14 protein-coding genes are annotated in these 15,782 nt (G+C 54.6%); 6 read left to right on the top strand and 8 right to left on the bottom strand.

Going from position 1 to position 15,782, the window contains the following annotated elements:
- Nucleotides 1-100 precede the first annotated feature (100 nt).
- The 3 genes from J2129_RS02730 to J2129_RS02720 all read right to left on the bottom strand — a co-directional run bounded on the left by J2129_RS02730 (nt 101) and on the right by J2129_RS02720 (nt 3,677).
- Entirely contained in the window at nt 101-652 is a 552-nt protein-coding gene (locus tag J2129_RS02730) for a heme-binding protein (protein ID WP_245320561.1), read from the bottom strand.
- Nucleotides 653-1,175: 523 nt separating this feature from the next.
- Complete coding sequence (locus tag J2129_RS02725) at nt 1,176-2,303, bottom strand: GNAT family N-acetyltransferase (RefSeq protein ID WP_209629317.1); 1,128 nt, start codon at nt 2,301-2,303, stop codon at nt 1,176-1,178.
- 1,086 nt (nt 2,304-3,389) lie between these two features.
- A complete protein-coding gene (locus J2129_RS02720) occupies nt 3,390-3,677 on the bottom strand; it encodes a hypothetical protein (RefSeq protein ID WP_209629316.1) in 288 nt (95 codons plus the stop codon).
- Nucleotides 3,678-3,744: 67 nt separating this feature from the next.
- Here J2129_RS02720 and J2129_RS02715 point away from each other — a divergent pair, with 67 nt between their 5' ends.
- Both J2129_RS02715 and J2129_RS02710 read left to right on the top strand, forming a co-directional pair.
- The gene (locus J2129_RS02715; RefSeq protein ID WP_245320555.1) at nt 3,745-4,074 is read left to right on the top strand and encodes a hypothetical protein; all 330 of its coding nucleotides are present in this window, start codon (nt 3,745-3,747) and stop codon (nt 4,072-4,074) included.
- A gap of 45 nt (nt 4,075-4,119) precedes the next feature.
- Entirely contained in the window at nt 4,120-6,138 is a 2,019-nt protein-coding gene (locus J2129_RS02710; RefSeq protein ID WP_209629315.1) for a M3 family metallopeptidase, read from the top strand.
- Nucleotides 6,139-6,186: 48 nt separating this feature from the next.
- Here the strand turns inward: J2129_RS02710 and J2129_RS02705 are convergent, their stop codons facing one another.
- Nucleotides 6,187-7,056, bottom strand: a complete 870-nt coding sequence (locus tag J2129_RS02705; protein WP_348632281.1) for an alpha/beta fold hydrolase — start codon at nt 7,054-7,056, stop codon at nt 6,187-6,189.
- An 86-nt stretch (nt 7,057-7,142) separates the two neighbouring features.
- Between J2129_RS02705 and J2129_RS02700 the strand changes: the two genes are divergently transcribed.
- The gene (locus J2129_RS02700) at nt 7,143-7,733 is read left to right on the top strand and encodes a HEAT repeat domain-containing protein (protein ID WP_209629313.1); all 591 of its coding nucleotides are present in this window, start codon (nt 7,143-7,145) and stop codon (nt 7,731-7,733) included.
- A gap of 187 nt (nt 7,734-7,920) precedes the next feature.
- Here the strand turns inward: J2129_RS02700 and J2129_RS02695 are convergent, their stop codons facing one another.
- On the bottom strand, nt 7,921-9,078 hold the full coding sequence (locus J2129_RS02695) for a toll/interleukin-1 receptor domain-containing protein (RefSeq protein WP_209629312.1): 1,158 nt from the start codon (nt 9,076-9,078) through the stop codon (nt 7,921-7,923).
- Between the two features lie 919 nt (nt 9,079-9,997).
- Between J2129_RS02695 and J2129_RS02690 the strand changes: the two genes are divergently transcribed.
- Entirely contained in the window at nt 9,998-10,528 is a 531-nt protein-coding gene (locus J2129_RS02690; protein WP_245320554.1) for a GNAT family protein, read from the top strand.
- A 205-nt stretch (nt 10,529-10,733) separates the two neighbouring features.
- On the opposite strand, the gene J2129_RS02685 is transcribed toward J2129_RS02690, so the two are convergent.
- Both J2129_RS02685 and J2129_RS02680 read right to left on the bottom strand, forming a co-directional pair.
- Nucleotides 10,734-11,225 carry a hypothetical protein gene (locus J2129_RS02685; protein ID WP_209629310.1) on the bottom strand — a complete coding sequence of 164 codons (492 nt, stop codon included), beginning with the start codon at nt 11,223-11,225 and terminating at the stop codon, nt 10,734-10,736.
- A 659-nt stretch (nt 11,226-11,884) separates the two neighbouring features.
- The gene (locus J2129_RS02680; RefSeq protein WP_209629309.1) at nt 11,885-12,820 is read right to left on the bottom strand and encodes a hypothetical protein; all 936 of its coding nucleotides are present in this window, start codon (nt 12,818-12,820) and stop codon (nt 11,885-11,887) included.
- Nucleotides 12,821-13,290: 470 nt separating this feature from the next.
- Here J2129_RS02680 and J2129_RS02675 point away from each other — a divergent pair, with 470 nt between their 5' ends.
- Nucleotides 13,291-13,938: a DUF4013 domain-containing protein gene (locus tag J2129_RS02675; protein ID WP_209629308.1), complete on the top strand. Its 648-nt coding sequence runs from the start codon at nt 13,291-13,293 to the stop codon at nt 13,936-13,938.
- A 227-nt stretch (nt 13,939-14,165) separates the two neighbouring features.
- Nucleotides 14,166-14,825 carry a DUF4013 domain-containing protein gene (locus J2129_RS02670; RefSeq protein ID WP_209629307.1) on the top strand — a complete coding sequence of 220 codons (660 nt, stop codon included), beginning with the start codon at nt 14,166-14,168 and terminating at the stop codon, nt 14,823-14,825.
- Between the two features lie 460 nt (nt 14,826-15,285).
- Here the strand turns inward: J2129_RS02670 and J2129_RS02665 are convergent, their stop codons facing one another.
- Nucleotides 15,286-15,705: a hypothetical protein gene (locus J2129_RS02665; RefSeq protein ID WP_209629306.1), complete on the bottom strand. Its 420-nt coding sequence runs from the start codon at nt 15,703-15,705 to the stop codon at nt 15,286-15,288.
- Between the last annotated feature and the right edge of the window lie 77 nt (nt 15,706-15,782).

Raw genomic sequence — 15,782 nt, 5'->3', positions numbered from 1 at the left:
ATTTTCCAGAACTCATCGGCACAAGGGCCCCCGCGCTCAGGCGCTCACTGCCACCCATTCTTCTTCGCCAGGGGCCAGGCGAGGGGCAAGGGCGGCGGTCTCAGCGTCTGATCTCGATCCCCACCTCGTTTCGCCTGAGAACCCCCGGCACCCAGGGCGGGTTGTAGCGCATCAGAAACGCCTCTCCCACCGGTTCGACCCCGGCCTCTTCGAGTCCGTCCCGCAGCCGCGCCTCTGCCGCCTCCACTTCTTCCTGCGACGCAGTTCCCCTGAACCGGATAACGGCAACCTCCCGTTCGGGCACCGGCACGATCCGCACCCGGTCGTCCAGGGGTTCGGGAACCTCGTCGAGGTTTTTCCCTGGGGGCATCACAAACGAGATCGTGCTCGCATCAGAGACGACCGGGGCGGTCATCGGGATCTTCGTGGCGGTGATGACCGGCGCAGTCATCGAGATGGTATGCCGGGGGGCGTTGTTCCCCGAGATATAACTGAAGAGCAGGTTGAACCCGGGGTCATCCCCGGCACTCTCGACGGTGGCGAGCACCAGGGCGGGATAGGTCCGGAACTCGATCGCTCCTGCCGTGCCGGTGATCTCATAGGGGACGGTCTCGGTCATGGTCTGATTCATCTCCTGTACTGGAGGGGTCATGGCCGCTCCCCCTTCATGGAGGTTTCGGCCTGACGGTCCAGGTGGGGTCCAGGACGGGTACAGGAAATCGATTCCAGGCGGTATGGATCCTCTTCCCTCATCCTGGTGCGGGTCCGGCGAGGGTGTCAACTCGTGTATGCGTGAACTCGGTTCATCCCCGATACCACAGACCTGGATATCGCTGAGTTCACGAACACAGAGATTCGAAAATTCCCGGTGAAGAAAATACAAAATAGGTTCTGTAGAAATCCTCTTGATCGTTCTCTGGCGGAGGGCTTGGCCGCCCCCCAGACCCCCCCACGAGGATAGGCAGAGGACGGCAATCCCTCTTCATGGTCATTGATGGTGCCTTCCCGGCCCTATCGTGGTCCCGGTGGGCCGGGGGCCCGGGCGGCACTCGCCCCCGGCGTGATTGTGTGGGAAGGTGATTGAATCACCCTTGCACCGAGAAGAAGTGAGGGGATCTACAAAGCCGTATATCCACTTCCCATACACAAACTATACACTTTCTTCATTTCACTCATTACATTTCAAGAACCATAACATGTTCACCATTTTCATCTTTTTCTCCATTAAATCTAAAACCTGTTTTTTTATACAAAGCAATGGCCGATTGATTATTTTCATATACAGAAAGGTATATGTCATCACAATGGTATTTTGCAGTAAGCATAGCGATCAATTCTCTTAATGCCAATTTCCCGTAGCCTTTGCCTTGATATTTCTGGTCAATCATAAAACGGTCAAGCCAAACTTCGTCTTCATCTTTTCCTTTGCTGTCGTGCCACACACCATACATAGAAAAGCCAATCACTTTGCTATTTAAAAGAATTGCAGACGTTTCCCACTCTATATCATAAGCATGTATCTGGGCATCATTCAAACATTCTGTAATAGGCTCAATCATATGCTTTTGGCTTTCTGATACCTCAAGGGCTACAACTGCGTTTTTGTTTGTATCATCAACTGGGCGTAAAGTAATCTTTGTTTCGCTTTCTTCTGGATTGTTTATATCGTAATAATATACGAATCCGTTATCTTGAGTTTTGTTTCCATCAGTCAAGTTTTCGTTATGGAAAGTAGAATATTTTTTAAACCCATAGCGTTCGTAAAAGGTATAACTACAACCAAGCTCCGTCCATAAAAATATGGTTTTTAAATGATTTTTGCGGCAAAATTCCACATAGTTGTTCATTAACCTGTAGCCAAACCGTTTGCCACGAAGTTCCTTGCTGACAATAAAGAGATTTACTTCACCATCAAAAAGGTCTGAACATTTCTCACCATCTTGTTCAATTTTTGCGTGTGATTTTAAATTTTGAAAGGCAACTGATTTGTTCCCAAATTTACCGCTGATCCAATTTTTCCGTATCCATAATCTTGTCTGCAAATGATTTGAAAAGCACTTAATCTTTTTCACAAAAGATGGATTCTCAATGCTGCCAAAAAGCAACCCACAAACCTTATCGTTTTCATCAACGATGATTTCAAGGTGTAAGCTGAAATCTATACATTCTCGCACATAAGCAATGTAGATAGGCATTACATCTGTTAGATCTTGATAACTAGAATGAAAATCCCATGTTTCTTTTACAAGTTCGGCACAGCTCATTAAATACTTGTTTTCATAGTTTTTTATTACATGCTGCATTATAAGTTCCGGATTTTATTTAATCAAATTGACGAGAGTGGTTTTCCACACTTTTTTGTATCAACGGTATAATTCTATATTAAAATATCAATTTTATAACTTAGAATTTTTTTCTCCCACTTCCCTTTGATTCCGGTGGTGTCTCAGATCTTCTGAAAATTGTCTGAGCCTTGTTTCTTTGATTGATCAATCTATTTTCATCTTTAAATTTATTTTGCCAGTCACCCCCTCATCAAAGTCATCGATTCTGCCTTCCAGCCCTATCGTGGTCCTGGAGGTCCAGGCGGCACTCGCCCCCGGTGAGATGATGGGGAAGGAGGTTGAGTCACGCTCGCATCAGGAATTGGTGGGGGTTTCTACAGGGCCCTCTTGATCGTTCTCTTCGGCGGGGGGGTGCACCCCCCGAACCCCCGCACCACGAGGATAGGAGAGGACGGCAATCCCTCTTCATGGTCATTGATGGTGCCTTCCCGGCTCAATCTTCATCCCAGGGGTCCGGGCGGCACTCGCCCCCGGCGGGAGGCTATGGGAAGGCGGATGACACGCATTCTCCCTACGATAAGTGAGGGTTTCTACAGGGTCACAAAATATTTTTCATGCGCAGAACATGCTCCGCATTTTCCTGACAGAAAGATCTCTGATCATCGAGATGCGACCAAAAAGAGCGCGAGACCATTTTCAATTTTCGAGGTGTGAGCAGATCGACCACAAGAAGAAAAAATGGCTCTGTAGAAACCATCCTCTTTTCATCACCTCAACCCCCCTGTGAACTGAATCCATCGCCTTCTCCCATGCTCACGCCGGGGGTTCCGCCCCCGGACCCCCAGGATGAAGATTGTAGCGGAAGGCGGAGAAATAACCATGAAAGGGGGGTTGCAGTCCGCCGCCTATCGTGTCGCGCGGGGGGTTCGGGGGGTGGCCAACCCCCCGTCGAAGAGAACCATCAAGATGATTTCTGCAAAACCGAAAAAAGATCTCTCAAGAGCGCCCAGGCGAGATGGAGGAGACGTGCACGTCTGCGCGTCACCCCCTCACGGGGTGAAAAGATCTACACGACGGCGGGAATTTCAACCCCGCCGTCCCGTCTCAATATTCACCCTCCTTAAAAAACCTGGCCGGAATGTGAACAACATCTGCCATTACGTCCACGGAATTCTCAAGATCTATTACGCTTTCCATAAATTTCCGGCCCTCTTCAGTCTCATATTTTTCAGGATGAGCCAGACGGTCCTGTAATATCGCCCAGTCATCATCGTCCAAAAGTAATACCGTCTCTGATCCCCTCTGATGAACAGATTGTATAATTCTCCACCCATAGATATTTTTCAGCCCCTCCCCTCCCCCTGTGAATGGATCCCATCCCGATAGGTCCATGTGATGATGAAAAATACAACTCTGTAGAATCAGGCATGAACCCTGGTTCACGCATACGCGATTGAACATGATCGCGGTTCTTCAGGGGTGCCATCCCCCGGCGCGAGATTACAGGAAAGCCAGCGCCCGCCGTCTCCTCACCGACGTCACCGTGCGGCGGGGCGATGCGATCATCGACGAGTGGCAGGCCCTCTCGGCGAGGCTCATCGTGAAGTACTCGAACGGACTCATCACCGACCCGGCGACCGGGGAGGTCGACGAACCCGGATACCCGGCATGGTGGTACCAGGAGGCCGACTACCAGTATGGCCCCAGGGTCTACGACCTCGAACGCCTCCGCGCCACGCCCGGCCTCACTTACACCGGCAAGAGCATCTGGGTCCCAAGAAACGAATGACCCGACCCTTTTTTTCCCTCCAGGGCGACGTAATCTCTGATCTCCATGCATACCTCGCATCACCTCATCGCAGACGCCGACAGACCCATCCAGACCCGCTACCTCCAGGGCGAGATCACCAGACTGCACAAGGCCGCCGAAGAGACCGCACGCGCCTCGCTCGACGCCATCGCCGGGATCCCCCCTGACAGACGCACCTTCGAGACCACGTTCCTCGCCTTCGACCATGCCCTTGCAGAGTATGCCGATGCAGTCTGCCCCTTCATGCTGATGGGCTCGGTATACCCGGACGCAAAAATCGCCGCAGAAGGGATGGCCTCTGAAGAAGCCGTCTCGGTCTTCATGACCCAGGTCTATACCAGGCGCGACCTCTACGACACCCTCCGTGGCCAGGCCCCGCGCACCCGGGACGAGGCCCGCCTCCGCGACGTGACCCTCAGGGAGTTCGAGAAGCACGGCCTGAAACTCCCTGAAGACCGGCTCGCACACGTGCGGGAGATGAGGACGAGGTTGAGCGGGCTTGAGACCAGGTACTCGGCCAACCTCAACAACGACACCACCACGATCGAGTGCACCGCCGCCGACCTTGCCGGCGTCCCGGCGGCGACGACGGCGGGGTGCTCGCAGACGGCCGCGGGGACCTGTCTGGTCACCACAAAATATCCCGACTATATCGCGGTGATGACCCATGCCCACGACGCCGGGACACGCAGGAAGATGTACGCGGCGTACCACAACCGGCAGGCCGAGGCAAACACCCCGCTCCTCGAAGAGGCGATCGTGCTCCGCGACGAGATCGCACGGGAACTGGGCTATGCCACATGGGCCGACTACCAGATCGAGGGCAGGATGGCGGAGCGCACCGGCAGGGTGACGGCCTTTCTCACCGCTCTCCAGGCGCCCCTGAAGAAGAAATATGCCGACGAGATGACGGGCCTTCTCGTAGTCAAGAGGCGTCTGGACCCGGCGGCGACGGCGGTCGACCCCTGGGACCTTGCGTACCTCCAGGAGGTCTGGAGGCATGAGGAGTATGCCTATGACGAGGAAAAAGTCAGGGAATTTTTCCCGGTCGAGACCGTTCTCCAGGGACTCTTCAAGACTGTCGGCACCCTCTTTGGCATCGGGTTTTCAGAGGTCGAGGACGCTCCTGTCTGGGCCCCTGAGGTGAGGTTGTATGCGGTAGAAGACCTGGGCGGGACCGAGACGGAGACGCTCGGCTACCTGTACCTCGACCTCTACCCGCGGGAGGGGAAGTACGGGCATTTCTGTACGGCGCCACTGGTCGGCGGGAGGAGCGAGGAGGGGGTCTATTCGACGCCGGTCGTGGCGATCATCGGCAACTTCCACGCTCCAGAGAAAGACCGTCCGGCGCTCCTGACCATGTACGAGATCGAGACCCTCTTCCACGAGACCGGGCACGCGCTGCACCATCTCCTGACGACCGCCCCCTATGCCACGCTCTCAGGGTTCGATGTGGAGTTCGATTTCGTCGAGACGCCGTCCCAGGCGCTCGAAGAGTGGGCATGGGACCCCGCGGTCCTGGACGCGGTCTCAGGGCATTACACTGATCAGTCCAGAAAAATCCCGCCAGACCTGCGCGACCGCGTCATTGCGGCGCGGACGGTCGGGGAGGGGAGTGCATACACACGTCTGCTTGTTAATTCCCTGGAAGACCTGCGGTTCCACACCGACCCCGCCCCGGTCGACGTGACCGAGGTCTGGGCCCTGACCTACGAGGAGGTGACCGGCACCCGCCCGCTCCCCGGCACCCATCAACCGGCGTCGTTTGGCCATCTCATGGGCGGCTACGATGCCGGCTACTACGGGTATCTCTGGTCGAAGGTGTATGCCCTCGATATCGTCGAGGTGTTCGAGGAGATTGGGATGACCGACCAGGCCACCGGGACGAGGTTCAGGGACGAGATCCTCTCACGGGGCAATATGGAGGACGGCATGGTGCTTCTCAGAAATTTCCTGGGACGAGACCCCGGTCCAGGGGCGCTCTACCGCCGCCTCGGGATTGAGGTGCCCCAGGAAGACGCCAGGATCTCGCCAGGGGCATAGGATAGGGGCGGCGGCGCCCGTGCTGGAGAGGGGATCTTTCTCCCCTCGTCATCTCTCTCCATCCTGGTTTCCCGGCGCCTCCTGATCTCTGCGGGCCTGGCAGACCTGCTGCGACGGCGTCGCCGGGTCGAGGAGGTACTCCATCACCCGTGCGATCACCTCGGGGTTCCGCGGCAGGGTGAGATGACAATACTGCTCAGGGTGCTCCCCGAGTCCTGACCGACCCGCCGGGAGGATGTCCATACCGGCGCCAGGGAGGTAGGAGTCGCGGTGCGAGACGATCCCGTCGCCGGCATAGGTCGTCTCCCACTCTCCGCCAGGGCCGAGGGTCCAGGTCTTTCCTTCGGACCAGGGGAAGAACGCAGGCGTGGCAGAGAGGTTGGCGGTGAGGACCAGTCTGTAGGCGACGTCCTTGCGGACCCCTGCGCCCGCCAGCGCCGCCATGGTCCTGCTGCCAGGCCGCACCTCCTGGGCCATGAGGTCGGCGGCGGGGTCGTAGGTGCGGGGCACGAAGACGCCTGCAAGTTGGTCGAGAAGGTGGGGGCCGTGCTCAGGGTCGTTGAAGAGTTCGGCAATGGAAGATCCGTTGTTCGGGGGGCCAAGGCAGATAACCTGCCCGACCTGCTCCTCGCGCCTCTCCTGGTCGATCACCTCTATAAGGTACCTCGCGATGCACCCTCCGATCGAGTGGCAGACCATATCCACGGGCCCGGCATACCCGGTCTCCTGGCGCATCTGTGCGATCCGGTCCTGGAGGGCGGTGGCGGTCCTGGCAATCGAGGCGTTTTTCATCGTGCTGTGGTCAAAGACGAGGTACGGGACCGAGGCCTCCTCGATCCGCCGGACCAGATGGTTCCAGACCCCAGGATGACTCTTCCATCCATGGACCAGGACCACCGGAGTTCTCGCCTGCTGCACCTCACGATCCCTCCCTCCGAGAAATGGCATATGTCTCTGGTTTGGCCCTGGGAAGAGATATATGGCATGGCCCATACTCCCCGGCTATGGGCCGCACGATCCACGTATTTGAGAAGGAGTCCTGGGACTGGAGAGACGAGTTCACTGACCTTGGCGCCGACCCCGGAGCGTCCCTGATAGAGAAACTCACCGACGACGAGATCGCCGTCCGGTGGAAGGCCGCCTGGGCCCTCGGCCATCTCGGCGATCCCCGTGCCGTCCCCCCCCTCATCGCCTCCCTGAACTTCACGAGTTCCATGGTCCAGGGAGAAGGAGTATTCACCCTGAACATGGCCTCCACCTGGGCCCTCGGGAGACTGAAAGACCGCCGGGCGGTCGAACCCCTGGTCGGTGGCCTCTCAAGCGCCTGCTCCGACTATGTCTGGGTTGCGGCCTGGGCCCTCGGCGAGATCGGGGACAGGCGTGCGGTCGGGCCCCTGCAGGAGGTGCGGGCGCGGGACGAGCGCGACGAGTTCGAGTGTGTCTGGCAGGGCGACGCCTCATGGACCAGGCGGATGTTCGACCCCGCCGAAAAGGTCGTCCTCACCGCCATCACCGAGCAGACGTTTCAGGAACCTGAGACGCCGGTCGAGAGGGCGCTTGAGAAGTTGGGGGAAATGGTATCGCCGCGGGGATGACGGGGTAGGGGGAGACGTTGATCAGGAGAGTGGTTGCGCCGAGCGGAACGATTGGGATCCCGGCCCTCGCACGGGCCCTCCGGGTTTATAAGGATCTCGAAAAATGTACCCCCTTCACAGTAAATGATATCTTATCAACATATAAACGGTGAAAAAATTGGGACTCTTAATGCGAGGGAGAATATCGTTATTTATTTGCGATCTCCCAATGCCAGTTGTATTTCGATCCAACTTTTTTAATCAATTTTTTCTTTTTTAAATTATTCAACATTTTTTTAACTTCAACTGGCTTGATTTTTTCAAATTTTTTAAGTACATCTCTTGTTTTAGTATCTTGAGAATCACGGATAAATTGAGATATCTTTTCCTCAAACAGTTCATATACAAGTTTTTTAGCGATATCCTGGCCTGAATCGATTTTTATGTCATTATTGAAATAACTGTCCTCATATTTTATAGTGTATCCAAATTTACTTACAGGCATATTGTATGCAAAGCTCTCTTCTGCTCTACCCCATTCACCATAAAGAGCGAAATTAGAACTAGCAACGTTGTATCTATCATCGAATCCCAGGAAATTTGAAGCTTGATCAGAATAGACATGTATTGCCAAAGCTTCCGGTTTATGCTCATTAAATACTGACGCATTACAATGTTTTATATTATACTCAACAGTTTCTTTATTCAAATTAGCAGGAATATTGATCTTGACCTCTATTCTTGATATTTTTGAGTAGGATATATCTTCTATGTTAATAATAGAATAGGACTTCTGAAAACTTCCGTCAGGGAAATCAATATCATCAAGAGGAGTTCTTTCACGGTCGTCAATGACCAACTGGTAAGCCCTGTCAAGTGCGCCTTTTGAGTTCTTTAGGGTTCGTATATTATTTTGAAGTTCAGTTTCCCTTTGGATACCGTTGTCCCTTTCAAATTCAATTAATTTATTTATTGCTATTTCAGCAATCTCCTCAGGATTATTTGAGAAAGACATATACAATATTGTAGACGGAAGCCCATAGATCTGTACTTCATCTAATTTTATAGGGATAAATCTGTTTTTTTCATCTCTTTTCTGGATAACATCGAATTCAAAACGAGGCCAATCTTTTCGCTTATAATTTTCTGAAAAAAGAACAATAACCTGTTTTGAATTTTTAAATAAATCTTCAAAAAATTTTTCCCCATCTGTACCTACTAGGGTACTTTGTTCATCTGATGCAAGAAAAACATTATATCGTCCTGATTTTTCAGATATTGACTGTTTAATTTCTTTAGCAATGTTGAGATCCTCTCCAGCATACGATATCGCAAAGTCATATGCATAATTATTTATTCTTTCCACAAAATCACCAGACCCAATATTTTATTGCCCACGTAAATAATCCTTTTTAATTTCCCACATTCTCACTCACTCAAAGTGAACCAGAAATATTATCTGACTGATAATAGTGCCCATCACGCGAATTCCGTGATTCGCATCGAACCACCACACCAGCAATGGAAAAAATGGCTCTGTAGAAACCCTCACATATCGTGGGGAGAATGTGTGTCATCCGCCTTCTCATAGCCTCCCGCCGGGGGCGCTGCCCCCGGACCCCCAGGATGAAGATTGAGGCGGGAAGGCTGAATAGAAGATCCTGAAAGACGGGATGCCGTCCTCGACCTATCGTGTGGCGGGGGGTCCGGGGGGTGCAACCCCCCGTCGAAGAGAACTATCAAGAGGATTTCTACAGAGCCGAAAAAATAGGTCGTTGATCACACCCCGAAAAATAGGCTTATCCCAGATCAAAACCCGGTCCAGATCCAGTAGTGCCAGGGGTGAAACAGTCAGTACCCAGACCACCGCTCATAGCCCGTGTGGTCCAGCCACTCGATATCACTACGATCGTTTCGCCGTCGCTGACCACAGTATAGATCAGGCGCCAGGAACCGGTCAGGTTGTACTTCCAGAGATTTTGTATCGAAGAATGGCGCTGCCGGTACACCTTCGGCACCTGCTTTTTCTGGATCCGGACACCACAGAAGGCATTCTCTGCCAGGACATCGAACACCCTCAGAGCGACGCGAATTTTTCAGGGGGGCAAACATATCCCTGAGTTTCTCGTCGGCAAAAAAGATCTTCGCCTTCATCTGATCTGCAGATCGTCACACCCCAGGTAGCCCATCCAGAAAAAATTCTACAGGGCCGAGAGATATCGGCACAATCGATCGAATAATAATGAACAGATAAAAGAAAATACCCGTGCACGAGATATGATATGATGAAACCGCCCCTCTGTATCAGGACACCATCAGCATCTCTTCGTCCCTGGGAGATCGATGATGCACCCGCCCTTGCATGCCATGCGAACAATCCGGATATCGCGGGTTCTATGCGGGACGGCTTTCCTTTTCCCTATTCCCTGAACGATGCGGAGCGTTTCATACATATGGCATCAGGCACGTCGTCTGCGATTCTGCTCGCAATAGAGGTAGACGAAGAGGCGGCCGGTGGAATCGGCGTCACTCCTCTTGAGGATGTGTACAGAAATACGGCGGAGATCGGGTACTGGCTGGCCACACCCTATCAGGGCAGGGGAATTGTAACAGAAGCGGTAAAGGCCCTCGTACCGATCGCCTTCGAGCGTCTGGACGTCGTCAGAATCCAGGCAGGAATCTTTGAGAACAACCATGCATCAGGGCGTGTCCTTGAAAAGTGCGGTTTTCAACGGGAGGCCGTGCACAAAAGAGCGGTCACAAAGAACGGAACGATCATGGACGAAGTGCTCTACGCCCGCTTCAGGGACGAATAAATACAGAAACGATAGATCATCTGGTTCTGTAGAAACCCTCACTTCTCGTGGGGAGAATGCGTGTCATCCGCCTTCCCTTATGCTCACGTCACGGGCAGCCCCCCCGTCGAAGAGAACGATCAAGAGGATTTCTACAGGGCCAAAAAAAGCATGAGTCATGCACTTCGCACTCATCCCTTCCACGTACCGAGCGATTCAGAATCGTCTAATCCAGTTTCATAGGCGATGCATGGATGAATATGACAGGTGTGGCATTGACCCCCTCCGCCTTCCCACACCCGTCGATAATAGCGTATATTGCGTCCGTCGTCGTCTCATCGTAGTCTTCGTTCTCATTGAGATAGACTTCGATGGCCCCCAGGTAATTGATGCCATAACCGCATACTGGACCTTCAGGGAAGAACGAGGCAAGACCTGGTTTCGATTTATTCAGAACAAAAGAGAGGTCGTGAAACCATTTCCCTTCGGTTTCCGTATCATTCAATGGAGTTACCTGTCCATAGGTTCTGTAGACATGACGACCCAGGAGCCACTCGAGATCGTCGGCCCTGATATCTGGAAGCACATCCATGATCATCTCTTCTTCAGAAGAGACTTCATCGCACGGGTTCGCGGAGAGATACCCACAAAATACGAATGCTATTACTACGCCCGCCAGTACCGGCATCCAGATACGAGTTCTTCTTCTGATCTTCATGGCTGAAAACCCCTGTCACAATGGTGTCAGAGACACGCACACCCCACGATCTACAGGGAGAATGGACGTCACGGGGTGGTGTCGATCTTCTGGCAAGGTTACAGAACCCTGCAGAGGGATCATTTCGGCCCTCTCCTCGCGAACTATTCCTTTTGTATTATATATCTGTTGTGAACTCGCCCTCCCGTCGTTCGACCCTTCTCGGGACGAGCGAGTTCCAATCACTCGACCATGTGCGGTCAATTTCGTTCCCCGGGGGAGACCTCACGAGTCACAGAGGAGGACGGAATCGCAGATCCCTGTCTGTTGGAAAATCATTATTGCGAGCCGGATTTTTTTTTTGTTCCAGGCGGGGCGAAGTTTTTCGATCATGATCTCGGGGTCAGGCAGGCTTTTTACCTCCTATAAATCGACCCCACCCCTGCAACAAAATAACTGGTATCACCAATGTCATCCCCGCACATATCTTCCTCCTGGGGGTCCGGGGGCGGCCAAGCCCCCCGCCAGAGAGATTCATCAAGACGTTCGCGCCCGCGCCCTGCCTCACGACCGGTCAGGGACCAGATCTCCTGCTTCATGCTCACCGATCCGCGCGCGCACCCTCCCCTCTCTTCACAAGGAGCGGGCAAGAACCCATTTTATTTCAAGTCCCCCCGACCTCACGGGATCTTTGCCGCCGCCTTCACCGCGAGATCTTCGAGCAGGTCATACTCAGGGTCTGGCCCGACGGTCACGAACATCTCATAGAGATCATATTGCGAGAAGGTGATCACGTAGTGAATGTGGTCCTCGGTCGTATTCCGGTCACGTCCGATCAGTTTGAATGCCGCTGAGTGTTCCCCGACGGCGGGGGGGTCGAGCACTTCGTTTCGTCCGACTGAGTAGGTCTCATAGTCAGAGTCGACCATCCTGGTGGCATTTCCTTCAGGGAAGGTGATGAGGGTCTGCGAGATGACAAGGTCCCCAGGCTCTGGTGCGGGGTCTTCTGAAAAAAATTCCACGAACCCGACATCGGCCCCGAACGCTCTCATCGTCGGGGAGAGTTCAGACTCAGGCCTCAACCTGTACCTGGGCGCCGCATACCCCTCAGGGAGATCGTCTCTTGTTAAGAAGAGGTCGAAGAACTCTGTTCTCTGGGTGTCGGGCGACGGCGGCGTGGTCGCCGCGGGCACAGGAGTCTCCTGGACATCGACCTGGACCTGCCCCTCTGCCTGAGGCGCCGGGACGACGAGCAGGGCCGCCGCCGTCACGACGAACACGCAGAGATACACCGCGACCGGCACCCAGAACAACCTGCTCTTCCCGGCAAACTCCGCCTCGCCCAGGTTGATCCTCCTTGCCGTGCGGTAGGCGTCGTAGACCGAATGGCCGAGGATCGCGATCACCAGGAGGACGGCGAGCAGGAGCAGGATCACCGACGCCCAGACCGAGACAAAGAAGAGAGGCACCACGAGCAGGGTGGCAAAGAGCGCCGTGACCGTGTATGCCCCAAGATAGACGAGGCCGTCGTCGGTCCTCCCATTATACCACTGCCCCCACCCGACCCACAGGAGACTGCAGAGGGCGGCGACCAGGGGGGTGCGGATTTTTTTCACGTCCAGCGAACGAGGAGGGGCACTGTCGGATGGTGGCGAAGGGGCGGCATCCCTGTTGTGCGGCAGAGAATCGTTTGGGGCCCCGCAGAACGGGCATGCAGGCAGAGTCTCGTCATAATACAGATCACAGGCAGGGCATCTTCTGACCGACGGCATGGACCTTCTCGATGAAAGAATGTCGTCGGGCTTGAAGTGTCTGGTGATCTGACCTTGGATGATACCTCCCCGCTCCCCTCTTCGTTGCGCACCCATACATCCCGCCTTCCCACACCCCGCAGAGGGGGCGAATGCCCTGCTGTGGAAGAGAGGGCGTAGCGCTCCATCCTGATCACCCCGCCACCGAACCGTCACACGGCAATCGCCCATGGCGTTCTCTTCTTCTGCCCGGCACCGACAGATCTGCTCTCTCGCCTCGGCAGACTTATATCATCTCGTACCCTTTCTCGCCGCACTTCGTGGAGGGGTACAGGATGGAGTACGGAACGCTGATAGGCAGGTCCTATGAGTATACGAAAGAGGCGGTCTGGGGAAAATGGGTGAAGTGGCTGCTGCTGATCATCTCGTCGATCATCTTTCCCCTGATCATGGGATATATGATGGAAATTTACCGGGGAAAACTGATGGCGCCCGAACTCGAAGACTGGATCAAACTCTTCATCGACGGGGTCAAACTCTTCCTCGTCCAGATCATCTACAACATCCCGGTCATCATCCTCGCCATGGTCTTTTTCGGCGGGGCGGCGCTGGCATTTTATACCGGCGGCGGCCTGACGGCCGCAGGTTCGGCGACCTTTGTCATCGGGACAATCGTCCTCTTCGTCCTCGCGGTCCTCATCGGTCTGGTCTCGATCTTTGGGGCGATCAGGCTTGCACGGACCGAGCGTTTCGGCGAGGCCTTCAATCTCTCGGCGATCTTCAGGCATATCGGTGCGGTCGGGTGGCTCCAGTATCTTGTCGCCCTGGTCATCGCGTATCTTGTGGTCTGGGCGGTGACCTTTGTGCTGATGCTCATCCCGGTCCTGGGGGGTCTGCTCCTCCTCGTCCTTGCACCGGTCTTCTCGATCTTTGTCGCACGTTACGTGACGCTCATCTACGAGAGCGCCACGGTGCCAGAATAGGTTCTCCTTTTTTTCGCCCTAAAAATCTTCTGGATGGCGCTCTCTGCCAGAGGCGTACCGTCCCAGACTGGAGAGAGAGGACGGCGGGGGACACACATCCCCCCACAATAGACAGGGGCGAGTAAGAAGAATATTCTGAAAAAAATACCTGCATGGAAATTCCAAATTGCGAAATGAATATATGGTAAAACCGGCACTGAAATTTACACACCTGGAGGTGTGCTCTTATGGATTATGGCTTCATGCTTGGAGATTCCTTCGAATATACGAAGGACGCGGTCTGGGGAAAATGGGGGAAGTGGCTCCTCCTCTTCATCTCGATGATCATCTTCCCCGTGTATTTTGGATACCTGATGGAGGTTTACCGCGGGACGAAACCGGCGCCTGAACTCAAGGACTGGGTCACGCTCTTTATCGACGGGATCAAGTTTCTCATCGTCGATATCATCTACGGCATCCCGGTGTTCATCCTCGCCCTGGTCTTCTTCGGCGGGGCGCTCATGCTCATGGCCAGCGGGTCCGACGTCGGGGCCGTCGCCGGGGCCGGGACAGTGCTCCTCGGGGTCCTGGTCATCATGGTCGTCGGGTTTCTTATCAGCCTCGTCGCCCTCTTTGGGTTCATCAGGTTTGCCAGGACCGGGAGTTTCGGCGAGGCCTTCAACATCTCGGCGATCCTGGCGCATATCGGTGCGGTCGGATGGGGCCCCTTCTTCATCGCCCTCATCGTGCTCTGGGCGGTGGGCGTGGCGATCGGCCTGGGGTTCGTCGCCGTCATGATGATCCCGCTCCTCGGCTGGCTCGTCGCCCTCCTCCTCTACCCGCTGATCGGGATCTTTGGAGCGAGGTACATGACCCTCGTCTATGACAGCGCCCCGGCGCCGGCGTAAATCTTTTTTTCTTTTTTTCTTTTTTCGGCTCTGGAGAACTCCTCTGGATGTCTCTCTCTGGCGGGGGGCTGGCCGTCCCCCGAGCCCCCCCGCACCACGAGAGGTCAAGGACGGCGATCCCCTTTTCAAGATCATCGATTGTGCCTTCTCGCCCCTCTCGTGGTCCCCTGGGGTCCGGGGGGCATTCGCCCCCGACACGAGAGTATGGGAAGGTGTGATGATCATGGGTGCCGTCCCCAATCACAGAACCTTCACTGCCGTCTCACGCCGGGGGGTTGCACCCCCCGGAACCCCCCACGACGAAGATGTGCAGGGGGCGGCGATGAAACCGGATCTTCCAGATATCCAATCGCGAGGAGAAGGACCCTCTTAAACTCTGTAGCGCTGCTCAGAACGATTTTCAACCGCGTATGCTTGAACCCCACCCTCATGCCCGATTCTACAGAGTCGAAGAATCAATTTAGGGGGCATATGTCATGAAGACCATAATCGCCGCCATGAGGGTGCCGGCGACGATGGAAGCCACAAACCAGAGGCCGACGAAGAGGACCATCTTGAGGCCGCTGTTCTCCCTGAAAGGGACTTCACCGGCATTGATCCCCTGTGCGGTCTTATATGCGTCATAGATCCCATAGAGCCAGACGATCAGCCCGGGGATGAGGAGGAGGACCGTGCCGATCGCGGTCCCGAGGAGGATCCCAAACCCCCTCTTGAGGTCCCCGTTGTACACCTGACCAAGACCAGGTATCAGGAACGAGCAGATCGCGGCGAGCGCGACGCTCTTCTTCTCCGGAGGGTGTATCTGCACGCCGCACTCAGGACATGATCCTGCGTCGTCATGTTCGAGGGGGGTGCCACAGTTGGAACAGTAGCCAGACATGATAAGAGAAAGATTGATACCCCTATATTTGTGGATTTTTATTTATGCCCGGTCCATCTCTTCAGTCTGTTCATTTA

It is taken from the genome of Methanofollis sp. W23, assembly GCF_017875325.1.
Taxonomy (GTDB): domain Archaea; phylum Halobacteriota; class Methanomicrobia; order Methanomicrobiales; family Methanofollaceae; genus Methanofollis.
Note: the sequence above shows the minus strand (reverse complement) of the source record. Positions and strands in the feature narration are given on the sequence as shown.